Here is a 23,015-nt window from a genome sequence, read left to right on the forward strand (position 1 = left end):
CATTTTGAGATTGTAGCCGTCTCGGTGCTGGCCTAAGCTGCACCAACAGGTGGCAAGCGCGGTTCAGGATGGGCCGCAGGGACGAAGCCCGAAAGGTAGAACATGGCGACGAATTCAGGCGGTGACGGCAAGAACACGCTCTACTGTAGCTTCTGCGGCAAGAGCCAGCATGAGGTGCGCAAGCTGATTGCCGGACCGACCGTGTTTATCTGCGATGAATGCGTCGAACTGTGCATGGACATCATCCGCGAGGAAACCAAGGCCAGCGGTCTGAAGTCCTCGGACGGGGTTCCGACACCGAAAGATATCTGCGAGGTTTTGGACGACTATGTGATCGGTCAGGCGACGGCCAAACGGGTTCTGTCGGTTGCGGTTCACAACCACTACAAGCGTTTGAACCACGCCCAAAAGGCGGGTGGCGATATTGAGTTGGCGAAATCCAACATCCTTCTGATCGGCCCAACCGGTTGCGGTAAAACCTTGCTGGCGCAGACATTGGCTCGAATTCTGGACGTACCGTTCACCATGGCAGATGCCACCACGCTGACCGAAGCCGGTTACGTGGGTGAGGATGTCGAGAATATCATTCTCAAACTGCTGCAAGCCAGCGAATACAATGTCGAACGCGCGCAGCGCGGCATCGTATATATCGATGAAGTCGACAAGATCACACGCAAGTCCGAAAACCCCTCGATCACGCGCGATGTGTCGGGCGAAGGCGTTCAGCAGGCGCTGCTGAAACTGATGGAAGGCACCGTGGCCAGTGTTCCGCCGCAAGGTGGTCGTAAGCATCCGCAGCAGGAATTCCTGCAGGTGGATACGACGAATATCCTGTTCATTTGCGGTGGTGCGTTTGCGGGCCTGGACAAGATCATCGCGCAACGTGGCAAGGGCTCGGCCATGGGCTTTGGTGCTGACGTACGTGACAATGATGAACGCGGTGTGGGCGAGATTTTCAAAGATCTGGAGCCCGAAGATCTGCTGAAATTCGGTCTGATCCCGGAATTTGTCGGTCGTCTGCCGGTTTTGGCAACGCTGGAAGATCTGGATGAGGACGCGCTGGTTACCATTCTGACCAAGCCCAAGAACGCTCTGGTGAAGCAATATCAGCGCCTGTTCGAACTGGAAGATGCCGAACTGGCGTTTACCGACGATGCGCTGAAATCGATTGCCAAGAAGGCCATCGAACGGAAAACCGGTGCGCGGGGTCTGCGCTCGATCCTCGAAGATATCCTACTGGACACGATGTTCGAACTGCCCGGCATGAAAAACGTGACTGAGGTTGTGGTCAACGAAGAGGCTGTGTCGTCCGACAAGCAGCCGCTGATTATCTACGCGGACGCGGCGGAATCGGCCTCGGCCGGTTAAGTTCAAAACGAATTAGCAAACACGGCGCGGCATGGACCGCGCCGTTTTCTTTTGGAGGCATCATGACGATCAAACGTATCTCCTCGGGCGGAGAATTCGAAGCCAAAATAGGCTACTGCCGTGCGGTGGTAGCCGGTGGCTGGGTTCATGTGGCTGGGACGGTCGGGCAGGGCGATGATGTGACCCAACAATGTCGTGCAGCACTGGTGACAATCGAAAAAGCCCTGAGCGAGGCTGGGGCCAGCTTTGCTGATGTTGTTCGCGTAACATACATGCTACCGGACCGTGCCGAATTTGAACCCTGCTGGCCGATTTTGCGAGAGTATTTCGGAGAAAACCCTCCGGCCACATCCATGATCGAATGCGGTTTGATTGATCCGAAATTCCGGATCGAAATCGAAGTAACGGCTTATTTGCCGGAATAGTGAGTGCAGCCTTTGTGACACTGGACCTTGGCGTGCCTTTGGTCCATATCTGCGGGGACAGAAATACCGGAGGCAGCCGATGGGAATCCTGAACACGCTATTGCGGGCCGTAACCTGGTGGAACGGGGCCACTCTGAACACGCAGATTTATACCGCGCGCAAGGGCGTCAAGGTCGGTGAGGACAACGAAGGCAACGTGTTCTACCAAAACGCCGATGACAGTAAGCGCTGGGTGATTTTCAACGGCGAAGCCGAGGCGAGCCGGATCGATCCGGATTGGCACGGTTGGCTGCACCGTACCTGGGACGAGCCGCCAACCGACAAACCGTTACAGCACAAATCCTGGGAAAAGCCCCATCAAGAAAACCTGACGGGTACCGCACTGGCTTATGCACCCGCGGGATCTCTGCGTCGGCAAGACCCGATCGAGCGCAAAGATTATGAGGCCTGGAGCCCGGAATAAACGAGGCGAGCAATGTCTACTTATAATGTGACCGAAGTTCTTGTCGGCGGGGCCGTATTGGCCTGTGCCGTTGCCTTCGGCGTCTATGCAAGCCAATCCACCGGTCTGTCGCAAGGCGGTGAAGGGTATCAACTGGGGGCTTCCTTCCGGTCGCTGGAAGGTGTCGGTGTCGGCACGGATGTACGTCTGGCCGGGGTCAAGATCGGCACGGTAACCGGTGTTACCCTAAACGCAGACACCTATCGTGCGGACACGACATTCACGATCCGGGACGGTATTCTGGTGCCTGATGACAGCGCCATCGTGATCTCTTCCGAAGGGCTGCTGGGCGGCAATTTCGTTGAGGTGATGCCCGGTGGTTCGCCTTTCTATTTCGAGCCGGGCGATCAGGTCGAAGATACCCAAGGCGCGGTGAGCCTGATCTCACTACTGGTCAAATTCGTGGCCGGGGATAGCAGCGAATGAGGCGTTTCGCCCTGATCGCTGCGCTGCTGGTCGCCTCTGGCGCATCAGCTCAGGAAAAGGTTCAATCCGCCCCCGGAGCAATCCTGCGGGGCCTGGACAAAGTCAGCGGCCAAACCGTCGATGTCGAAATGCAAAACGGTCAGACCGGAGAGGTATTCGGTCTGGATGTTGCATTGGGGGATTGCCGCTATCCTGTCGATAACCCGACAGGTGATGCGTTTGCCTATCTGACGATCTGGGAAAAAGGTAAGTCGGATCAATTGTTTGACGGCTGGATGATTGCAACGTCTCCAGCCCTGAACGCGCTGGATCATGCACGCTATGACGTCTGGGTGATCCGCTGTATTACACCCTCGGGCGACTGAACCAAAGGCGTGGTAAAATCTGCGTTGGCGTTCAATGCCTCGTCCAAGTCCTGACGGTATTGCGAGCGCGGAATTTCGATTGCACCCAAGGACGCCAGATGAGTTGTCAGAAACTGCGTATCAAACAGCCGAAACCCGGTTTGGCGCAGTCGGTCCACCAGATAGGCCAGCGCGATTTTTGACGCATCTGTTCGGCGTGAGAACATGCTTTCCCCAAAGAATGCAGCCCCCAATGTAACGCCGTAAACACCGCCAACCAATTGATCCTTTTCCCAAACTTCCAGAGAATGCGCATAGCCTGACTGATGAACTTGTATGTAAAGCTCGCGAAGTTCGGCATTGATCCAGGTGTCGGCGCGATCTGCGCAGCCGTCGACCACCCCGGTAAAATCCTGATCTATGGTGACAGAGAACCCGCAATTTCGGATGCGGCGTGCCAGACTGCGCGAGACGTGAAATCCATCCAAGGGAAAGACTCCGCGGAACTTGGGATCAACCCAGAACAATTCTGGTGCGTCGCGGTTTTCAGCCATCGGAAAAATTCCGATGGAATAGCCGTGTAGTAAGAGTTCCGGGGAAAGGCTCATGCGGAATGCTCGAAGGGCGAAGGATTGCAGCCCTTCGCCCCCAGTAGGTTAGTCAGGCATATTCTCAGCAAGCCAGCGTTCCAACCAGTGGATGTTGTAGGTGCCGCTGTGAATATCGGGTTCCTGCAGGAGGTCGTGAAATAGCGGCACAGTGGTATCAATGCCGTCCACGATCAGTTCGCCCAATGCGCGTTCCAGACGCGCCAGCGCCTCGGCCCGGTCGCGGCCCTGTACGATCAGTTTGGCAATCAGTGAGTCGTAATAGGGCGGGATTGAGTAACCATCATAAAGCGCTGAATCCATCCGCACGCCCAATCCGCCGGGCGCATGATAGGCCGTGATCTTGCCCGGGCAGGGTGAGAAGTTGGGCAGTTTTTCAGCATTGATCCGAACTTCGATGGCGTGGCCATTGATTTCTAGATCGTCCTGACCGAACGACATGTCTTCACCGGCAGCCACGAGAATCTGTTCCCGCACCAGGTCGACGCCAAAGATCCCTTCGGTTACCGGGTGTTCAACCTGAAGACGGGTGTTCATCTCGATGAAATAGAACTCACCGTTTTCGTACAGGAACTCGATGGTACCCGCGCCGATATAGTTGATTTTGGCCACGGCGTCGGCACAGACCTTGCCGATCTTGGCGCGTTCCTCTGGCGTGATGCAGGGGCCAGGGGCCTCTTCAAACACCTTCTGGTGGCGACGCTGCAGCGAACAGTCGCGTTCGCCCAGATGAACCGCTTTGCCTTTGCCATCGCCAAACACCTGAATTTCGATGTGGCGCGGCGTGGTCAGGTATTTCTCAATATAGACCTCGTCATTGCCAAAGGCGGCTTTGCCCTCGGCACGTGCGGTCATGAATGCGCTTTCCATCTCATCGGCGTTCATCGCGACCTTCATGCCGCGCCCACCGCCACCTGCGGTGGCTTTGATGATAACGGGATAGCCGAAATCTTCGCCGATCTTTTTAGCGGTTGCCAGGTCAGGCACACCACCATCCGAACCGGGAACGCAGGGCACACCCAGTTGTTTCATCGTGTCTTTGGCGGTGATCTTGTCGCCCATGATGCGGATATGTTCCGCGGTGGGGCCAATAAAGGTGATGCCGTGATCTTCGACGATCTGCACGAACTCGGCATTCTCGGACAGGAAGCCGTAACCGGGGTGGATCGCCTGTGCGCCGGTGATTTCACAGGCCGAGATGATCGCGGGCATCGAAAGATAGCTCTGCGGGCTGGGCGGAGGGCCGATACATACCGATTCGTCCGCCATGCGCACATGCATCGCGTCGCTGTCAGCGGTTGAATGCACGGCGACCGTCTTAATCCCCATCTCGCGCGCTGCGCGGATGACGCGCAGGGCGATCTCGCCTCGGTTGGCAATCAGGATTTTATCGAACATGGGCCCGCCTTACTCAACGATGACCAGAGGGGTGCCGAATTCTACAGCGTCACCATCACCAACCAGAATACGCTTGATGGTGCCTGCTTTGGGCGCGTGGATATGGTTCATGGTTTTCATCGCTTCGACGATCAGCAGCGTGTCGCCTTCGGACACCGACGCGCCGACCGAAATGAACGCAGGTGCGCCCGGTTCAGCTTGCATATACACGGTGCCGACCATGGGCGAGGTTACGGCGCCGGGGTGGCTGGCCGGATCTTCCTGTGCGGCGGGGGCTTCGGCTGCTGCAGGCGCGGCGGCAGGGGCAGCAACGGGCGCGGCCGGGGCTGCGGCAGGAACGGCAACCTGAACCGGAGCAGCGGCGACCTGGTTCATGCGGCTGACGCGCACGTTCAGGCTGTCTTCTTCGCCATATTCGCGTTTGACCTGCAATTCGGTCAGATCGTTTTCGCGCAGCAATTCAGCCAGTGCCTTGATGAATGCCACATCCGCTTCGTGTTTGGTGTCTGTCATGAGTGTCCTCGACGGTTCCCCTTTGGCCCGTCTGTTCCTGCGGGCTTTGGTCTAATTACGCAGCGTTATAAGCCAAGCGCCCGGCCATGAAAAGCGCAGTCTCGGCCTGACAGATAAGGGTTTTACCCAAGTTTCCCCGGGGGGAAAGGGGCTACAGTGGCATTCCTGAAAGTTTCGCCACCAATTCGGGTAGTTTGCGTGCCCCGAATTTCTCAAGCAGGCGCGCGCGATAGGCTTCGATCGTCCGATAACTAAGGCCCAATTCAACCCCGATTTCCTTTGCGGACAGGCCACGGCAAGACATGATGGCAACCTCACGCTCGCGAACAGTCAGTTCGACCAGGGGACGTTCTTCCGAGATGTCGGAAAAGCTCCAGATGCCATGTCGGAACGGATCGTCCGGTGTTAACGAGCGCCCGCGGGCACGGCACCAGAACAGATCGCTGTTGCGCCTCCGCATGACCCGCTCATCCGTGTAATACCCGGTGTCGCGCATCACCTGCAGGCTGCGTGCGCCTATGCGCTCCCAATCGGCGACCGAGGGGTACAGATGCAACAGAGGCATGTTCCGATAATCCGCAACCTCGCCGCCAAAGGTGCGGGCGAACTGCAGGTTGCAGCGCCGGATAATCCGGTTTTCTAATTCGACTAATCCGATTGGTGCATATTCAAAGGCGGGGTCGCTCATCCAGCTATCGTGCCGGGAATTGGGTGAAATGAGAAGGGGCTGTACGCAGATTCTGATCATAGCTGGTGAACGATGCGGCGTGCAGGTGTGTTAAATTTGTAAAGTGGTTTTGAAAATTTGCGCATAACTAATAGAAAAGAACAACAAGTTTTGAAAACATCCTCAAGAAATGACTTAATAAGTTCGTATAAGATAGGGGTAAGGGTATGCGCGATACGCTGACAGGCAGTCGCATTCGGGAAAGGCGTCAGATCGCCGGGATGCGCCAGGCTGAGCTGGCGCGGCGGGTCGGGATATCGGCATCTTACCTTAATCTTATCGAACACAACCGCCGCCGGATCGGTGGCAAGTTGCTGGTCAATATAGCGACGGTGCTGGCGGTGGAACCTTCGGTGCTGACACAGGGGATCGAAGCCACATTGATTGCCGCGCTACGCGAGGCGGCGGCTGATGCCGTTGGTCAACAGGCTGAACTGGACGGGTTAGAAGAATTCGCGGGCCGGTTCCCTGGATGGGCGGGTGTACTGGCCCAGATGCATCGGCGTGTGGTGTCGTTGGAGCGCACAGTCGAAACCTTATCTGACAGGTTGACTCATGATCCCCATCTGGCGGCGTCCATGCACGAGGTCTTGTCAACCGCTGCTGCGATTCGTTCAACCGCGGCTATTCTGGCAGACACGCAGGAAATCGAACCAGAATGGCGGGACCGGTTTCACAGCAACCTGCATCAGGATGCGGAACGCTTGGCGGATAGCTCGAAATCGCTTGTGGCTTACCTTGATGAAAGCGATTCCGCCGGGGATCATCGGGGCGTTCCGCTGGAGGATGTCGAGGCGTTTTTCGACGCCAACGGGCATCATTTCCCGCAGATCGAACAGGGTGGGCCCGGCGCTGAAATTGATCTGAGCGATCTGGATTCGGCGACAGCCAAATCCCTGACACGAGACTTTCTTGACATCTATGCTGCAGATGCCCGGGCCATGCCGCTAGAGGATGTGCAAGCGGCTTTGGCAGAATCTGCGTTGAACCCGCTGCAATTGGCGTCCCGGTTTTCGGTGGATCTTGCGACGGTGCTGCGTCGGTTGGCGGCCCTGCCGGACGGGTATCTGGGCCGCCCGACGGGTCTGGTGGTGTGTGACGCATCCGGCAGCATTCTGTTCAACAAATCCGTCCCCGGCTTTGCTATGCCGCGTTTTGGCGAAGCCTGCCCCCTGTGGCCGTTGTTTCAGGCCCTGAACAGGCCCTTGGTGCCCATTCGGCAACGCATTGTACAGCTTGGTCGGACGGCCGCTGTCTTCGACTGTTATGCCTATGCCTGGCCGCAATCCGTTTCCGGGTACGACGAGGGGCCAGTTTATCGCTCGGTGATGCTGGTACGCTCGGTCGAAGACGTGGCGCATGACGAACAGGCCGTGGCCCGGGTTGGGCCCAGTTGCAGGGTCTGCCCGCACAGCGACTGCAAGTCGCGGCGCGAACCGTCAATTCTGAGCGAAGGTTTTTGACAGTTTCCTGACACTGCGCGTAAGCTGTCGGAGACGGGTCTGCCAGTTTGTAGCCCGTCACGGGGAGGACAGATAATGAGCCGTAAGGTTCTGTTAATTGAGGATGAGCCCAACATCGCCGAGGCCATTCGGTTTCTGCTGACGCGTGAGGGTTGGCAGGTGGAAACCCATGCCGAAGGCGCGGACGCGTTGCAGGTCATTCAGGGGGCAAGCCCGGATCTGGTCATTCTGGACGTGATGTTGCCGGGCAAAAGTGGGATGGAGATTCTACGCGACTTGCGTGAGCTTGAGGATATGCAGGGCCTTCCGGTTTTGATGCTGACAGCCCGCGGCCAGTCCCGAGATCGCGAAATGGCCGAAAACGCCGGTGTCAGCCGCTTCATGACCAAGCCGTTTTCCAATACCGAGATGCTGACGGCAGTGCGCGACCTGCATGCGCAGGCGACACAGTCATGAGCACAGGCGAAGACCGGCCGCCCTCGGGGGTTCGGCCTTCGCTTTTTCTTGAGCGACAGAGTTATCGCCGTCGCAGGCTGTCAGACGCCGCGCGCCTGTTGCCATTTTTGGGGGCGGCGCTGCTGGCCATTCCGTTGCTGTGGCCTGATGAGCCGGGTGCGCCGGAAGGGGTGCCCCTGTCCTCAGCGATTTTTTACATCTTTGCCTGCTGGGCGGGCCTGATTGTTGCCAGCCTAGTGTTTGGCTTTGCTGCCCGGCGTATGGCCATTCCGGACGATTCCGAGCCCGAGACGGATTGATGGCCACGCTGAACGTCCTTATTCTGGTCTGCCTTGCCTATGTTGTTCTGCTGTTCGGGGTCGCGTTTGCCGCGGATCGGATGGCGGCGGCCGGGCGGGGGGCTTGGCTTCGTTCTCCACTGATCTACACACTGTCGCTGTCGATCTATTGTACGGCTTGGACGTTTTATGGCGCCGTGGGCAACGCCGCGCGGTCGGGGTTAGAGTTTGTAACCATTTACCTGGGGCCAACGCTGGTGATGGTCGGTTGGTGGTGGGGACTGCGCAAACTGGTGCGGGTCGGGCGCAGTCAGCGAGTGACCTCGATCGCTGACCTGATTTCTTCACGCTATGGCAAATCCAATACGCTGGCGATCTGTGTGACCATTCTGGCTGTGCTAGGCGGAACCCCCTACATCGCGTTGCAACTGCAATCCATTACCCTGTCGTTTTCTATCTTTGCCGAGGCTGACCCCTCGGGCCTGTATCGCGAAGGTGCCAGTGTTTTCTGGGTTGCTGCAGGGTTGGCCATCTTTGCGATCCTGTTTGGGACCCGGAACCTGGATGCCAATGAACGGCACCACGGAGTAGTGACGGCCATCGCATTGGAATCCGTGGTCAAGCTGTTCGCGCTTTTGGCGGTTGGTGCCTTTGTGGTCTGGGGCGTTGCGGGGGGCGTGGGGCCGATGATGGACCGGATCGACGCCTCTGAGATCGGTCAGTGGAATGTGGATGCGGGGCGCTGGACAACGTTTATTTTCCTCTCTGCCGCGGCTTTTATCTGCCTGCCGCGTATGTTTCAGGTGATGGTGGTTGAAAACGCGGATGAAGGGCATCTGAGGACCGCTGCCTGGGCCTTTCCGCTGTATCTGCTGTTGATGAGCCTTTTTGTGGTGCCGATCGCGGTCGTTGGTCTGGACCTGATGCCCGAAGGGTCAAATCCCGATCTGTTTGTCCTGACTGTACCCTTGTCTCAGGGCAATGATTGGTTGGCGATGTTGTCCTTTATCGGCGGCTTCTCTTCGGCCACATCGATGGTTATCGTTACCGCAATGGCGTTGTCGACCATGGTGTCAAACCATTTGGTCATGCCAATCTGGCTGAGCACGCAGGAAGGGTCCGGCTCGGTTTCGGGGGACGTTCGGAATGTCGTTCTGATGGCGCGTCGGGTGTCGATCGCTGTCATCATGGCGCTGGGTTTCTTTTACTACCGCCTGTCCGGTGGCGGCGCGGCTTTGGCGTCAATCGGATTGGTGGCCTTTGCCGGGATTTCTCAAATCCTGCCCGCACTAGTCGGCGGTCTGTTCTGGCGCGGTGCTACGCGGACCGGCGCGCTGGTGGGGCTGACGGTAGGTTTCCTGCTTTGGATATACACACTGCTGTTGCCGGGGATGAGTGGGGCGTTGATACCCGAAACGGTCGTTCAAAACGGGCCCTTCGGGTGGGGTTGGCTGCGCCCGCAGGCCCTGTTTGGGATCGAAGGTATGGACCCGATGGTACACACCGTAATGTGGTCACTGTCCCTGAATACGGTGGCGTTCTGCGTTGCATCGTTGCTAAGCGTTCCCAGCCCGTTGGAACGCCTGCAAGGAGCGCAATTCGTTAACGTTTTCGACCATTCGGTCGCGCCGCGCGGCTGGACGGGATCGGTGGCCCAGAGCGAAGATTTGATGATCATGACCCAGCGGATTTTGGGGGCGGGCCCGGCGCAAGACTTCTTTCATGCCGAGGCAGAACAGCAGGGTGGTCGCTCTAGCCTGCCGGAACCCACGCCCGCCTTTCTGGAACGTCTGGAACGGGAACTCAGCGGCTCTGTCGGTGCGGCCACAGCGCATGCGATGATTGGCCAGATCGTCGGGGGATCATCCGTTTCGGTCGAAGACCTGTTGGCGGTGGCCGACGAATCCGCGCAGTTGCTGGAGTATTCCAGCCAACTGGAGGTCAAATCCGCCGAGCTTTCCCGCACCGCGCGGCAATTGCGCGAGGCAAACACCAAGCTCACGCAAATCTCGGAACAGAAGGATAGTTTCCTTAGCCAGGTCAGCCATGAGTTGCGCACACCCATGACCTCGATCCGCGCGTTTTCCGAGATCATGCGTGACACCGACGGGCTGAGCCCCGAAGAACAGACGCGCTATGCCGCGATCATTCACGACGAAGCTTTGCGCCTGACGCGATTGTTGGACGACCTACTTGATCTTAGCGTGCTGGAAAGCGGACAGGTCAGCCTGAACGTGGGCGGGGATACGCTTCGCTCGGTTCTGGATCGGGCGGTGTCCAGTGCATTGGCCGGAACCGGGCAAACACTGACCGTCAAACGCGCGAAAGCGTCCGAGCGTATCCCGCTGTTAACCGATCTGGATCGGCTGGGGCAGGTGTTCATCAATTTGATTTCCAATGCTCAGAAATATTGCGATGCCGACGAGCCCGAACTGACAATCTCGGCCCATGATGTTGGTGGGCAAGTTGTGATTGATTTTGCCGATAACGGCAGTGGCATCCCGCCCGAGGCGCGCTCGATGGTGTTCGAAAAATTCGCCCGTGTTGGCGTCGACAAGGCCGGGGGTGCCGGGTTGGGTTTGGCGATCTGCCGCGAGATTATGCAGCGACTGGGCGGTGAAATCACCTATCTGCCCGGTCAGGGCGGGGCGGCCTTCCGTGTTCGGTTGCCACTGGCCTATCGGCAGGCCGCGCAGTGATGTGCTTGTAAAGACATTCGTAACCAGCACCGGTTTAGACAGGGTGTCAGACGCGGAAAAACACAGCGGATTCGGGAATGTCGCAAACGGTCAGCGCAGCATTGGCGCGCAAGCTTTCAGCGGGACGGGAAGAGCAGGGCGATAAGCCACGCTCGATCTTGCGGGCGCTGCGGCTGGCTTTTGCCCGCGCGGCCGGGGACAATTTGCAACTCCCGCTTGTTGTCATAGGGGCCAAACAATCCAACCGTACACCGGACATGCTGGCGGGGCCGGTTGGGGAAGATTGGTTGATGCTGCAGTTTATGAACAGCGATGGAATCTCTGCCGCTGTCTGCATGGATCTGGGCGCTGTTTCAGCCATCGTTCAAGTGCAAACGATTGGTGAGGTAATGGCGGGTGATCCTGCGCCTCGTGCCTTCACGCACACGGATGGTGCGATGGTTGCCCCGTTGGTCGAGCAGGTCTTGGCACGGTCTGTGGAACTGGTGGATGCGCCTTTGGATCAATCCAGTTTGTTGGGGTATGAATTTTCGACGCGTTTGGCAGATTTGCGCACATTGTCACTGGCGATGGTTGAAGATACGTATCGGGTGTTTGACCTTACCGTGGAACTGGGCGGTGGCCTGCGGCAGGGCCAGATTTCTGTCTTCCTGCCCGATCATCTGGCAGAGCAGGAGGGGGAGGTCAGGCAAGAGGACACAGGTCCAAACCTTGAACAGGCTTCGGGTGTTTTACGGGCAGAGTTAAACGCGGTGATTTGCCGAATGACCCTGCCGCTGGCGTCGCTGTCTGACCTTGCCGTTGGGGATGTGCTGCCGTTGACGGGATCACGGCTGGATCGGGCGCAGGTCTTGACGATCGACCGCGCGCGCGCTGCCGTTGGTCGCTTGGGGCAATGTGGCGGGATGCGCGCCGTGCGCCTGAACGAATGCGCACCGCTTACGGCGTTGACCCAATCTGAAGCCGAGGAGTTTCTGGAGGCCCGGTCGCCTGTGGCATCCCATAAGGAACCGGACATGCCCGCACAACCAGAGATGTCGCAGATGCCTGTCCCGTTCGATTCAATCGCACCGGAGGATTTGGAAGCGAACCTGAATTTCGCCGACTCAGATCAAATGGTTGCCGAAATTTCGCAGCTGGCCGGGTTGTCGACGCCCACAACTGATCCCAACAATCCTAGCTAGTTTACTCAGTGTCGCCGCGGATCTGCTCAAGGATCGGGCGCAGGTTGTCCAGCGTGTAACCCGCTTTGGTGGTCGCGTTCAGGATGTCGTCCGCACTCATCCGATCGCACTGCCCCAATGCCCACACTACCGAACACCGCGTGCCCGAGGCGCAATAGGCCAGAACCGGTCCGCCGCAGCTTTCGGCCAACTCGCGTTGCAGGGCCACATTTTCAGGGGTCATGGTCTGGTGGGTCAGTTCCAGAACCTCGTATTCCATACCCGCCGCACGCACCGCGTCGCCGATGGCGTCTGATTGCATGTCCGCAGGAACCTCGACATTGGGCCGGTTGCAAATCACTTTGACAAAACCGGCATCGGCGATGGCTGGGACGTCCTCGACCGAAATTTGCGGCGAGACGGCGTAGCGGGGGGTAATCGGGCGAATCTCCATGGCAATTGCTTAGGCCGCGTTGGCTGCCCTGTCCAGTTGCGCGCCAAGGGTTGGGGCCGCAACCATGCCCACAATCATGGCGATGAGGAACACAATTCCGCCAACTCCCCCATAGCCAAGCGAGGCAAGGGCCGGTCCGGGGCACAGCCCAACCAATCCCCAACCCATGCCAAACAGAACAGAGCCAATGATCAACCGGCGGTCCAATTCGGGTGCGGCTTTTTGCGGAAACCTCCCTCCGGTCAGTGGGCGGCGGTTGGACGTCAACCGCCATGCGACAAGCATGGGAAGGATCGCGCCAGCCATCACAAAGGCGAGCGTTGGATCCCATTGTCCGAACAAATCCAGCCAGCCCTGCACTTTGGTTGTGTCAGTCATACCAGAGATCAGCAGGCCGATTCCGAACAACGATCCTGCAAGAAATGAAATGACTACGCGCATCAGATCAGCCCCCAGACATGGCGCAGCAGAGCGACCGTTGCGATCCCAGACATGATGTAGACGATCGTGGCGACGATGCCCCGCAGGGAAAATCGGGATATCCCGCAAACGCCGTGCCCCGACGTGCAGCCATTGGCGATGCGTGTGCCCAAGCCCACCAATAGGCCGGCGAAAATCACGAGGGTGATGTTCCCGGTCAGATGAGTTTGGGCCGCGGGCAATAGCAGGGGCCGCAGCAACAAGGGCACTCCGATCAATCCCGCAAGAAAAGTCAGCCGTTCAAGTGATCGATCACTGCCGTCGACCAGTCCGCCCAGAATGCCACTGGCCCCCATGATGCGCCCATTGCCCAGCAAATAGAAGGCAGCACCCAGCCCAATCAGAAGACCTCCGCCAAGGCCCCATATCCATTCAGGTTGCATTGTTTGTCCTTTGCACGACAGCCGCCAATGTTTCAGAGTTTGTTCAGTGGCAATTTCAAGTAAACGTCGCCATCTTCATCGGCTGGCGGCATCTGCCCTGCACGCATATTCACCTGCAGCGACGGCAGAATCAGGCGGGGCATGGGCAGCGTTGCATCACGGGCGTCGCGCATTTCAACGAACTCTTCGACAGAGCGTCCATGACCAATATGGACGTTCAGCGCCTTTTGCTCTCCCACGGTTGTTTCCCAAGCGTATTCGTCGCGCCCCGGCGCCATGTAATCATGCCCCACAAAGACGCGCGTCTGATCCGGTAGTGCCAGAATTTTTTGGATCGATTCATATAGCGTTGCGGACGACCCACCTGGAAAATCACAGCGCGCCGTGCCGAAATCGGGCATGAACAGAGTGTCGCCGACAAACGCGGCATCGCCTATCACATAGGTCAGGCATGCCGGAGTGTGGCCTGGCGTATGCAGAACATCGCCGCGCATCTGACCAACGTGAAAGCTGTCGCCTTCGCGGAACAGGGCGTCGAACTGACTGCCGTCCCGCTGAAATTCGGTCCCTTCGTTAAAGATTTTACCGAAGGTTTCCTGAATGGTAACGATCTGATCCCCGATCCCGATCTTGCCGCCCAGCTTTTCCTGCAGATAGGGGGCAGCGGATAAGTGGTCGGCGTGCACATGGCTCTCCAGAATCCATTCAACCCGCAGGTTGTTCGCCCGCACGTACTCGATGATCTTATCGGCTGCGTGCGTACCCGTCCGGCCAGAGGCGTGGTCAAAATCCAGAACGCTGTCGATAATCGCGCATGCAAGCCCTTCGGGCTCTTGCGCCAAGTAGGAAACCGTAAAGGTCTCGGGGTCGAAAAACGCTTTTACTTTTGGTGTCATGTGGTCCTCCGCCTATGTCGGTAATTCATATATTAATTACGGAATATATTGCAATCAACACTGCGTGATTTGATGCGGGTCAAAGCAGGGTAGCCTCGTTTCGAGTAAAAATTAATCAAATCGCCCCCGGTCGCAAAAATAGTCCGACGAACAGGCGGTTTTCCGCGCGATTGTGTGGCAATCTATACGGGTCTTAAAACGGTCACATATATCAGACTAAATGAAGACATTTGGGAGGATAGAAATGTCGTCAGTCAATTTATACTCAGAAGCTGAACAACTTGAAGAAAAGCTCAGCGGAGCGTGCCTTGATACACGTCTGGCATTGCAACCAAGTGTGGCCAAAGTGATTCAACGGATGCGCCAGCAGGGAATGCATGTCCCGTCGCGCCTACGTCGTTTGGATGCAGCCCTGTGCGAAGATGCGATGGAAGCGCGCTTTGATAATCTGCCCGTTTGAATTCAACGGTCAGCCAAAAGAAATCCCGACGATCACCACCATCAGGCCAAGAACCGACAAAAACAGTGATGCCAGGTTCCATGGCAATACACCTTGAACAACAGCGCGCAGTTCCTCGTCCGACAAGCCGGACTTGCGCGCCTTCATCACACGCAGGATACACCAAACCAGGCCGCAGAGCCCGGCAAGCGACAGGGCGGCACCGCCCCAGGTGATGAATTCGAACATGGTTCCCCACATTTGCTTGTCAATTCCACCAGCGCTTAGCGGATCGCCACTGCTCACACAAGCCCGGCTGGATTGGGTGCTTGCGGCCCGTGCGGCAGCGATGTATCCGGCGTAGAGCCCGCTGTCACAGCATCAGATATCCACCTCTGGGAGAGACATTTATGGATGACATGACCGAAGATCAGGCCACTGCGAATTATCGTGTTACCGCGGGTGAGCTGCGCCAGTTCATCGAACGCTTTGAACGCCTGGACGCAGAAAAGAAAGACCTTGCGGAACAGCAAAAAGAGGTGATGGCGGAGGCCAAAGCCCGTGGATACGACACCAAGGTCATGCGCAAGGTAATCGCGCTGCGCAAGCGCGACAAGGACGATATTGCCGAAGAAGAGGCGGTGCTTGAGATGTACAAGGAAGCGCTGGGCATGAGCTGAAACAGGGCTGGGTCCGTCTGACGATTCTTGTCATGCGGGTCCCTCACATTCACGATCAGGGTTTTAGAACACGCACGCCCGGTACGGCACCAAGCCGTTCAAGATCCTGTTCGTACAGTTCGGAAAACGCGTCCACGATCTCGGTGGACCAGCCGGGCAAGTCCAACTCTTCCTCGATTTTCTCAGGCAGCGCGTGCTCTTCAAAGATCTGAGCCAACTGTTCATGCAGGGCTGACCTGTCTTGCGCCTCAATTTGGTTGCTCAGGGCCAGCACTTTGGTTTGTCCGGCTTCATCCAGCAAAGTCGCCAACAGGTCATATTCATCCACCAGCGTCGTGCTGTCGTCCAAGCCAGTCAAAGACCGCATAATGTCCCCCCAGATAAACGGGGTGTCCTCATTGCTCCACAATGTGATTTGAACGCTGGGGGCGAGGTCCTGAATGTCTTCGATCATGCCGATCCAGCTAAGGCAGCTCAGGTCAGTGTTTCGAACAATTTCGGCACGCTCACCTTCGGGCAGCGACATCAGGAATTTGGGGATAAAGCTGCCCGGATTTCTGAGCCCTATGAACAATTCAAGTTGGTGTTCATCAAAGGCTTGCTCCAACAGCGCCATTCTGCGACCGGCTAAAGGATACAACTGCCCTTCCTGCAAGGCATCAGCCGGTTCACCCGCAAATCTTCCACTGGAAAAGATCGCGCGCTGGGTATGTGAATCGTTTGGCAGAATGCTATTGAGGTTTTGGGATAAGTCGACGGCCTTAGTTCCCAACTTTTCAAAAATGGGATTGAAGGTCCAGTTGTATCGTCGCGCGCCAAAAATCTTGACCCCGTTATTTTTCAGGATGCCTGAGTTTTTCTTCAACGAGTTCAGCACGCGGCCTTCATCTGTAAAAGCCGCGCCCGCGTGGATAGCAACCTTCATTTTCGGTTCTTGTCCTTGCTTTCAACTCTTCTAGTCGGGTTACAGCCTGCGGTCGGAACAGTCAAATCCACACCATTCTGCCCGGTTGTTTCTTCGCGTTGCCAAGAAATCCGACATTCACTAAGTTAAGATAAAAATATTGGCTTGCAGTCTCCAACAAGAGAAAGTAATCGACACTCAGTGCCCCTATAGCTCAGCTGGTAGAGCAACTGATTTGTAATCAGTAGGTCCGCGGTTCGAGTCCGTGTGGGGGCACCACAAATCATTTAAAAACAATGACTTACGAAATGCCAATGTACGTAAGATGTACGTAAGATGACGTATGGCTCGAAGCCGTATCTCGGATTCGAGCCGGTGCTCCATCGACTTTGACTTCCGGCCAAAACTAGTGATCAAGCCCGGTAAGGAATGTGCGATCTGTTTTTCGAGACGATAGGCAGTGTCGATTCTACGGGTGTTGCGCTATCACCAGTAGCAACGGCCACGAAGCCGCCATTCGCTGATGCCGCATCGTCATACGTCTACAATGGCAGCAATGCGCAGGAAGCGGACTATGCAAAGTTGAGTGGTCCACTCTCAACCGAACTATCAGACCCGTCGGCTGCAAGCTCGTTGTCATCCAAAACCGGTGAATTCTGGGCGGCAGTAGCTTTCGAGACCAACGACGGGGTAAATGCTCCAACAGCCCAAATGAGCCGATCAGTTTGAAATCGGATTTGCAAACGAGGTGGCTATTGAAACCTACTTAGAAGACTACGCTACCAAAACGCGCCAGTGCCGGTCGAGAATGTCGGCCCAGTCGTTGCGTTTCCTTAGCCCATTTGTTGTTTCACCCATCAGCGTCATTACCATCATGCGTCCGCGGACCTCGGCTTCTTTTGGTTCAAACCCTGCCTCTTGGAACAGCCAGGCCGAAAATTCAAACCGCCGGTCCATAGCACGCTTGTAGCTTAATGCCGCATCCGCATCGGACTTTGCCCAGACCGCTATGGCCCCGTCAGGTCTGGATGCATCTTCGCGAATGACCTGCTGCATCAACAGCCTGATCCGTTCTTCCGGAGGTCCTTCAAATTTTAATGCATCCTCAATGATGTGCCCGGTCAAAGCTTCTTCCCAATAAGCCAAAACCGCGTCGAGCAAATCTTTTATATTCTTGAAATGCCAATAGAAACTGCCGCTCGTCAGTCCCAGCCTGCGTGCAATCGCAACCACCTTCACACCTTCTATTCCGCGCTCTCTTAAAACGTCCAGCGTCGCTAGTAGCCAATCCTCGCGTGACGCTTTTTCTTTTTTTTCAATTACTGCCATCTTGCCCACCATAGAGATGTCTATTGACATAGAGAAGTCTATGGTACTACCGTAGGGATGTCTATGGAGAAGTTGGGAATCACGTGTTTGTGAAATTCTCAACCTTGTCATAAGGGAGGGGGAACTATGAACAGATTACTCAATTCCACGACAAGTGCGGTTTTAGCGTTGGGATTGGCAGTCAGCGGAACTGCATTGGCGCAAAACATGCTGCCTACGGGCCGTACCGCTACTGCAATCGAAGACGGAACCTATCCGGCGTCCTATTTTCCCAACACTGAAATTCTCGGCGAGAACGAGATGCGGATCACCGCATTGGGCACAGGAATGCCAAACCAAACAAAAGCGGCCGTTTCCATTTCGTTCCTAGTCGAGTTGGGCAATGGGGATACCTTTCTTTTCGACGTTGGCACCGGATCTACTGGCAACCTTTTTTCATTGCGACCAGATTTCTCAAAGATCGATAAAGTCTTTTTCAGCCATCTGCATGTAGACCATGTCGGTGACTTCATGGGTCTTCACGTTGGAGGCTGGCTCTCTGGCCGCTACACCCCGCTTCGTATTTTCGGTCCGTCCGGATCCGAGGAAGAACTGGGCACCAAGGCATATGTAGACGGTATGTCGAAGGCTTATGCTTGGGACCTTGCGACCAGAACCGGTGCTTTGCCGGATGAGGGTGCGAAACTTGATGTCACCGAATTCGATTACATGCAGGAGAACGAGATCGTTTACCAAGAAAACGATGTCACCATTCGTTCCTGGCCGGCGATCCACAGCCTCGATGGCTCGGTCAGTTATTCCCTTGAATGGAACGGGCTAAAGTACGTCTTTGGCGGAGATACCTACCCGAATAAATGGTATGTCGAGTATGCCAAAGACGCAGACTTAGCGTCTCACGAAGCGTTTTTGCCGCCAGATGCGTTGGCACCCTACTTTGGATGGGACATGAAGCAGGCAACTTATGTCGCCACCCGCGTCCACACCGAACCCGCGGCTTTTGGCAAGGTCATGTCAACGGTCAAGCCTCGCATGGCACTGGGATACCATTCTGTTCTTTCACCAGAAAACTACCAGGCGATTTTGGAAGGCGTTCGTTCGACGTATGACGGGCCGCTGACGCTTGCGCGCGATCTTCAGGTAATCAATGTCACCAAGGATCAGATTGTTGTCCGGGAGGCCAGCGTAGATGACTATGCCCTGCCACCGGCAGTCGGCGACGAATATATCAAGGCGCCTCGCTCGAAGGAAAAAGAGCCATCTGACAAGGTGACTGCTGGCAAGTGGGAAGGATACACCCCGCCGCCGATGCCGGATCAATAACGACATCTTCGCTGCATCCGCGCGGCCAGATCACAGGTCGCGCGGGACAAAAAGGCAAATGTCTTCCCATGCGAATGACGGCTGCATCACAGACGCGTGTCGAGAGCTGTGGAACTCATTGCCCAGGCAAGTGATGGAACGAAAGCACTGCCAATGAACTTGTCACGGAACACAGTAAGCAAACCACCGGGCCGTGTCAGATACATGCTGGCACTTGTAACGGCATTGGTTTTGCCGATTGGGGCGCAAGGAGATGTGACGCCCTACAGCGGTGCGGAAGTCGCCGATAACATAGCCGTCTTACGAATTGAAGACGAAGGCATTCATCTGGATCTGGAAATATACCCTCGGGACTTAACGGCCTTCGCTGCGACTCTGTCATCTGGAGAATGGTTGGAACCACAGCCGGAATTGGTCACATATGACGTTGCATCCGACAAAGGCCTTGAAGATTTCTTGATAGTTCGGGGCGACGGAACTCCGTTGCCATTGCAATTCCTAACTGCGGAGCGACGCAAAAGGATCGACCGCGCATCTCCTCTTGCCGGAATGACCGATCCTATCACCGGCAGCAAAATTCCGGCACCTCCTAATGATCCTGAAGTAATCTACGTTAGAGCATTCTATGACTTTGAGGGCCTGAAACCCGAGAAGTTGATCATCCGCCCTCCGCTGGCCAAAGACGAAAACACTGCGGTATCGATTGGCTTCATGGTCTTTGATCGCGCTGTTCCGGTCACCCGGTTCAGTTTTCTGAACAAGGAGTCGCGATTTACGGTCAACTGGTCGGACCCCTGGTTCACCGCATTTGCCAACGCAAACCTCAACCGCTCAGCCCGAAGCGGGACGACATCCTACTTGTATGTCGCTCCGCGCGAACTCCGCCACGAGGTCCTGATCCGGTCTCGTGATCTTGCGCCCTGGATCGATCAAACCTTGGGTACCGGATCAAATCTGGATCCTGCGTTACAGTCACAGATTCTTGCGGATGCACTGAACGAATTCGCAATCAAGAACCCAGTCGCCATTGAGGGCGAACAGGTAATGCCTTCGAACGTGCGCGGTTCGTTCCTGACGCTCGGGGAACGCGGGTTTCAGGTTGTTGATGGCCCCTCAACGCTTAATGCTGATACGACGTTCATCGGCGTGATATTGTCTTATCCTATTTCAGCTTTACCAGCTGAGGCGTCTGTCACCTGGAGCATGTTCAACAATATGATCCGCGAGGTTCCTGTGACGCTGACGGATGTCGCCGGTCCATTCCTGGATTGGGCGACGCCTGAGAATGCCAAGATCACGTGGGAAAATCACCTGAAACGATATGCCGAGCCTGAGGTTTCTCGGGTGAAGGCTCAAGGTGTTGTGTTTGTGCCTCTGTGGACACTGTTTACCGTTGGCCTTTCAGCTCTGGTCGGCCTGATCGCCATACTAACTTCCCAGAAGCACCTGCGGGTCAGATTGGCCATGCTGTCAATCGGTTGTTTTCTTCTCGTTTTGGTATTTTGGAATTCACGATCCATCTCATTGATAAGCCCGACTTCTGATCAAGCTGCAGATCATGTCGCTGCGGATGCTTTTTCCCAGCTCATAGCTAACGTCTATGTTGCAGCCCTCGAAGTGTCGCCAGAAAAACGCAGCGAAGCGCTAGCCCCAATCGTTCTGAATGTTGACCTTGTTGAGGTGTCTGCAGAACTGGAAGCAAGCTTGGGGATCCGGGTACCCGGTGGTGGACTCGCGCAGATCGCTGAGGTCACGGATGTCGTCATAGTAGACGGTGGATTGAATAGATACGGAGCGTTTGAAGGCGTTGCGCAATGGCGGGTCGACGCGCGGGCGGGCCATTGGGGTCATGATCACCGTCGAAGGGTGGAATACCGCGCAAGGGTCGAGTTCCGACCTGAGCGAGGTAGCTGGAAACTTAGAGCAATCACTGTGTTGGAGGCGCGTGCACCGGATGTCTAAGCGGATAAGCAGAGCTTTGTTGGTTTTTGTCACGACCTGCCTGATAGTGTTCGCGGTTGCGAGCCACGCGCATTTTCTACTGAACCTGAACGTTCGGGTATTCCACGTTGAACACACCAGCGACGGGTTGCGTATCCATCTTCGACTGCCCATGCCTTACCTTGTCGCGGACAAAACGGGAGCAATTGGGGCAGATGGCCTTCCGTCCGCTGCTCCGTTTACGACAAATGCCCTTGAGCACGGCAATGTCGTGCATTTTGCCGACACCGCTCAACTGGATGCTGACCCGCTCGGGCTCGGTCGAATCGCTGAGGCCGGAACAATTGTCGAAGTGCAAGGTCAGCGCGTAGCAGGAAACGTGGAGTCTGTGGCAATCCATCGGGTGGGCGAAGAACCGGGATTTGCTACTCTGAACGAGGCCCAAAAAGCGGTGTTTGAGGGATCAACTCTGTCGCTCGATCTGCCTGTATATGTTGGCGATGTCATCGTCGATGTCACCGTACGGTATGACCTGAAAACCACCCCGTCTACCTATGCGCTGTCAAACGCTCTGAACCCCGGATTGCCAGACCAGGAAATGACCGCGAACCTCATCCTAGACTACGGCTCCAGCGACCCACTTGTCTTTCGAACGCGGGGTCTGATGGAAGATCCGGTTGAGATTTCAAGGTCGAGTTTCGCAGGAATCGTGACTTTCATTTGGGAGGGTGTGCGCCACATTCTCGAAGGCATCGATCATGTATTGTTTGTTGTTTGCCTTGTCATCGGCGCGCCTGAACTGCGGGCGCTACTCTGGCGTGTCACCGGGTTTACAGTTGGCCACAGCGTAACACTTTCGCTTGGCTTCTTTGGCTATGTTCCATCCGGTGCATGGTTTGTCCCTTTGGTAGAAACAGGGATTGCGCTCTCAATCATCTACGCAGCTGTTCTGGCCATAAAGCGAGAAGGTTCGGGGCCAAACGCCAACAGAAAGGTTTTCGTAGTGACCGTCCTGATGGGATTGCTTCACGGCCTGGGCTTTAGTTTCGTGCTGCATGAAATCCTGCAAGTGACTTCGCCCAATATTTGGCAGAGCCTATTGGCATTCAACATCGGCGTGGAAGTTGGTCAAGTCGCAATCGTTCTGGTGACGTGGCCGCTCCTAAATTCGATTTCAAAATTTGGCCCAACTCCTGAGTTTACGCTCAGAGTTTCGATAGCTATCGGCTGCGGAGCTATCGCGAGTTGGTGGACATTCGAGCGTGGGAAAAACTTTCTGGACTTACTTTCAATTTAGCCGGTTACGAACGACAGCTTTGGGCTGCGACCTGCCGACTGCGACTGCAGGAGACAGATAGCCTCGGGATGGCCGGTTTGGGCTCAATTTGACACTTCGCCTTTGCTTTACTTGTGTGCTGGGTGATTGGTCAGCGTATTCGAGTATTGAAAGGTGTCTTTCGTCGTGAAGTGTTCTCCAAATGAGCGTGACATGCACCAGATATAGGCTTGCGGAAAGACCAGTGTTTCTGCTGAAGTCCGGACTAGATGTGATGTATTGAAAGGAGAGTGTTTTCTAAAATTGCTTGATGCTTTTTTGGGGAAATAGAGCGTTACGTCAACTAATAGGGAGACCATCACCTTTCAGGTGAAAAGACGTAAGATGTACGTAACGCGCATAAAATTTTCCTGTAAGTTGTTGATTTTATTGGCGTCAGAATCCGTGTGGGGGGCACCACGAAACTCATGAAAGTACTTAAATATCAGAGCGTTAAAGCGCAGTCGCTAGATTCGAAGGTGACACAAGAGGTGACGTTATGCC

General features: G+C 55.9%; 26 protein-coding genes and 1 tRNA gene. 16 read left to right on the plus strand and 11 right to left on the minus strand.

What is annotated here, in order from left to right:
- Positions 1-102 precede the first annotated feature (102 nt).
- The 5 genes from clpX to ACR0B0_RS18820 all read left to right on the plus strand — a co-directional run bounded on the left by clpX (position 103) and on the right by ACR0B0_RS18820 (position 3,086).
- On the plus strand, positions 103-1,368 hold the full coding sequence (gene clpX, locus ACR0B0_RS18800) for an ATP-dependent Clp protease ATP-binding subunit ClpX (RefSeq protein ID WP_170507477.1): 1,266 nt from the start codon (positions 103-105) through the stop codon (positions 1,366-1,368).
- A gap of 62 nt (positions 1,369-1,430) precedes the next feature.
- Positions 1,431-1,793 carry a RidA family protein gene (locus ACR0B0_RS18805; protein ID WP_170362564.1) on the plus strand — a complete coding sequence of 121 codons (363 nt, stop codon included), beginning with the start codon at positions 1,431-1,433 and terminating at the stop codon, positions 1,791-1,793.
- Positions 1,794-1,872: 79 nt separating this feature from the next.
- Positions 1,873-2,256, plus strand: coding sequence for an NADH:ubiquinone oxidoreductase subunit NDUFA12 (locus ACR0B0_RS18810; protein ID WP_170362565.1), 384 nt, complete (start codon positions 1,873-1,875; stop codon positions 2,254-2,256).
- A gap of 12 nt (positions 2,257-2,268) precedes the next feature.
- On the plus strand, positions 2,269-2,721 hold the full coding sequence (gene mlaD / locus ACR0B0_RS18815; protein WP_170379185.1) for an outer membrane lipid asymmetry maintenance protein MlaD: 453 nt from the start codon (positions 2,269-2,271) through the stop codon (positions 2,719-2,721).
- On the plus strand, positions 2,718-3,086 hold the full coding sequence (locus ACR0B0_RS18820) for a DUF2155 domain-containing protein (RefSeq protein ID WP_480649098.1): 369 nt from the start codon (positions 2,718-2,720) through the stop codon (positions 3,084-3,086). The genes mlaD and ACR0B0_RS18820 overlap by 4 nt, the downstream gene beginning before the upstream one ends.
- On the opposite strand, the gene aat is transcribed toward ACR0B0_RS18820, so the two are convergent.
- The 4 genes from aat to ACR0B0_RS18840 all read right to left on the minus strand — a co-directional run bounded on the left by aat (position 3,041) and on the right by ACR0B0_RS18840 (position 6,272).
- Positions 3,041-3,673 (minus strand): leucyl/phenylalanyl-tRNA--protein transferase, encoded by a 633-nt coding sequence (gene aat, locus ACR0B0_RS18825; RefSeq protein WP_480649100.1) that lies wholly within the window; start codon positions 3,671-3,673, stop codon positions 3,041-3,043. The genes ACR0B0_RS18820 and aat overlap by 46 nt on opposite strands.
- 48 nt (positions 3,674-3,721) lie before the next feature.
- Complete coding sequence (gene accC / locus ACR0B0_RS18830) at positions 3,722-5,071, minus strand: acetyl-CoA carboxylase biotin carboxylase subunit (RefSeq protein ID WP_170351337.1); 1,350 nt, start codon at positions 5,069-5,071, stop codon at positions 3,722-3,724.
- A gap of 9 nt (positions 5,072-5,080) precedes the next feature.
- Entirely contained in the window at positions 5,081-5,584 is a 504-nt protein-coding gene (gene accB, locus ACR0B0_RS18835) for an acetyl-CoA carboxylase biotin carboxyl carrier protein (protein WP_170351336.1), read from the minus strand.
- A 151-nt stretch (positions 5,585-5,735) separates the two neighbouring features.
- Positions 5,736-6,272 carry a LuxR C-terminal-related transcriptional regulator gene (locus ACR0B0_RS18840; RefSeq protein ID WP_170351335.1) on the minus strand — a complete coding sequence of 179 codons (537 nt, stop codon included), beginning with the start codon at positions 6,270-6,272 and terminating at the stop codon, positions 5,736-5,738.
- Positions 6,273-6,478: 206 nt separating this feature from the next.
- Between ACR0B0_RS18840 and ACR0B0_RS18845 the strand changes: the two genes are divergently transcribed.
- The 5 genes from ACR0B0_RS18845 (at position 6,479) to ACR0B0_RS18865 (ending at position 12,391) form a co-directional block, all read left to right on the plus strand.
- Positions 6,479-7,774 (plus strand): helix-turn-helix transcriptional regulator, encoded by a 1,296-nt coding sequence (locus tag ACR0B0_RS18845; RefSeq protein ID WP_170379193.1) that lies wholly within the window; start codon positions 6,479-6,481, stop codon positions 7,772-7,774.
- A gap of 75 nt (positions 7,775-7,849) precedes the next feature.
- Complete coding sequence (locus ACR0B0_RS18850; RefSeq protein ID WP_170379195.1) at positions 7,850-8,230, plus strand: response regulator transcription factor; 381 nt, start codon at positions 7,850-7,852, stop codon at positions 8,228-8,230.
- A complete protein-coding gene (locus ACR0B0_RS18855; protein ID WP_170351332.1) occupies positions 8,227-8,529 on the plus strand; it encodes a hypothetical protein in 303 nt (100 codons plus the stop codon). The genes ACR0B0_RS18850 and ACR0B0_RS18855 overlap by 4 nt, the downstream gene beginning before the upstream one ends.
- Entirely contained in the window at positions 8,529-11,207 is a 2,679-nt protein-coding gene (locus ACR0B0_RS18860; protein WP_170553944.1) for a sensor histidine kinase, read from the plus strand. The genes ACR0B0_RS18855 and ACR0B0_RS18860 overlap by 1 nt, the downstream gene beginning before the upstream one ends.
- A 77-nt stretch (positions 11,208-11,284) precedes the next feature.
- Entirely contained in the window at positions 11,285-12,391 is a 1,107-nt protein-coding gene (locus tag ACR0B0_RS18865) for a FliM/FliN family flagellar motor C-terminal domain-containing protein (RefSeq protein ID WP_480649103.1), read from the plus strand.
- 1 nt (position 12,392) lies between these two features.
- Here the strand turns inward: ACR0B0_RS18865 and ACR0B0_RS18870 are convergent, their stop codons facing one another.
- From ACR0B0_RS18870 to ACR0B0_RS18885, 4 genes are read right to left on the minus strand one after another with little or no spacing between them, the layout of a single operon-like run.
- Positions 12,393-12,824: a protein tyrosine phosphatase family protein gene (locus ACR0B0_RS18870; RefSeq protein ID WP_170362573.1), complete on the minus strand. Its 432-nt coding sequence runs from the start codon at positions 12,822-12,824 to the stop codon at positions 12,393-12,395.
- 9 nt (positions 12,825-12,833) lie between these two features.
- Positions 12,834-13,265, minus strand: coding sequence for a DUF6691 family protein (locus tag ACR0B0_RS18875; protein ID WP_480649105.1), 432 nt, complete (start codon positions 13,263-13,265; stop codon positions 12,834-12,836).
- Positions 13,265-13,687, minus strand: a complete 423-nt coding sequence (locus ACR0B0_RS18880; RefSeq protein ID WP_480649107.1) for a YeeE/YedE family protein — start codon at positions 13,685-13,687, stop codon at positions 13,265-13,267. Before ACR0B0_RS18880 ends, ACR0B0_RS18875 begins: the two co-directional genes overlap by 1 nt.
- Positions 13,688-13,719: 32 nt before the next feature.
- Positions 13,720-14,583 (minus strand): MBL fold metallo-hydrolase, encoded by an 864-nt coding sequence (locus tag ACR0B0_RS18885; RefSeq protein ID WP_170351326.1) that lies wholly within the window; start codon positions 14,581-14,583, stop codon positions 13,720-13,722.
- A gap of 244 nt (positions 14,584-14,827) precedes the next feature.
- Here ACR0B0_RS18885 and ACR0B0_RS18890 point away from each other — a divergent pair, with 244 nt between their 5' ends.
- Positions 14,828-15,043 carry a hypothetical protein gene (locus ACR0B0_RS18890; RefSeq protein ID WP_170351325.1) on the plus strand — a complete coding sequence of 72 codons (216 nt, stop codon included), beginning with the start codon at positions 14,828-14,830 and terminating at the stop codon, positions 15,041-15,043.
- A 9-nt stretch (positions 15,044-15,052) separates the two neighbouring features.
- On the opposite strand, the gene ACR0B0_RS18895 is transcribed toward ACR0B0_RS18890, so the two are convergent.
- Positions 15,053-15,271, minus strand: coding sequence for a hypothetical protein (locus ACR0B0_RS18895; RefSeq protein ID WP_170351324.1), 219 nt, complete (start codon positions 15,269-15,271; stop codon positions 15,053-15,055).
- Between the two features lie 161 nt (positions 15,272-15,432).
- Between ACR0B0_RS18895 and ACR0B0_RS18900 the strand changes: the two genes are divergently transcribed.
- Entirely contained in the window at positions 15,433-15,702 is a 270-nt protein-coding gene (locus ACR0B0_RS18900) for a DUF2312 domain-containing protein (protein WP_058282431.1), read from the plus strand.
- Positions 15,703-15,757: 55 nt separating this feature from the next.
- On the opposite strand, the gene ACR0B0_RS18905 is transcribed toward ACR0B0_RS18900, so the two are convergent.
- Complete coding sequence (locus ACR0B0_RS18905; protein WP_480649109.1) at positions 15,758-16,627, minus strand: hypothetical protein; 870 nt, start codon at positions 16,625-16,627, stop codon at positions 15,758-15,760.
- A gap of 182 nt (positions 16,628-16,809) precedes the next feature.
- Here ACR0B0_RS18905 and ACR0B0_RS18910 point away from each other — a divergent pair.
- A tRNA-Thr gene (locus ACR0B0_RS18910) sits at positions 16,810-16,885 on the plus strand.
- A gap of 495 nt (positions 16,886-17,380) precedes the next feature.
- Here the strand turns inward: ACR0B0_RS18910 and ACR0B0_RS18915 are convergent.
- Positions 17,381-17,965: a TetR/AcrR family transcriptional regulator gene (locus ACR0B0_RS18915; RefSeq protein WP_480649111.1), complete on the minus strand. Its 585-nt coding sequence runs from the start codon at positions 17,963-17,965 to the stop codon at positions 17,381-17,383.
- Between the two features lie 96 nt (positions 17,966-18,061).
- Here ACR0B0_RS18915 and gntH point away from each other — a divergent pair, with 96 nt between their 5' ends.
- From gntH to ACR0B0_RS18930, 3 genes are all read left to right on the plus strand, one after another.
- On the plus strand, positions 18,062-19,255 hold the full coding sequence (gene gntH / locus ACR0B0_RS18920; RefSeq protein ID WP_480649113.1) for a guanitoxin biosynthesis MBL fold metallo-hydrolase GntH: 1,194 nt from the start codon (positions 18,062-18,064) through the stop codon (positions 19,253-19,255).
- A 204-nt stretch (positions 19,256-19,459) separates the two neighbouring features.
- A complete protein-coding gene (locus tag ACR0B0_RS18925) occupies positions 19,460-21,217 on the plus strand; it encodes a hypothetical protein (RefSeq protein ID WP_170362195.1) in 1,758 nt (585 codons plus the stop codon).
- 19 nt (positions 21,218-21,236) lie between these two features.
- Positions 21,237-22,493, plus strand: a complete 1,257-nt coding sequence (locus tag ACR0B0_RS18930; protein ID WP_480649115.1) for a HupE/UreJ family protein — start codon at positions 21,237-21,239, stop codon at positions 22,491-22,493.
- Positions 22,494-23,015 lie beyond the last annotated feature (522 nt).

It is taken from the genome of Ruegeria sp. BA12 (assembly GCF_056539625.1).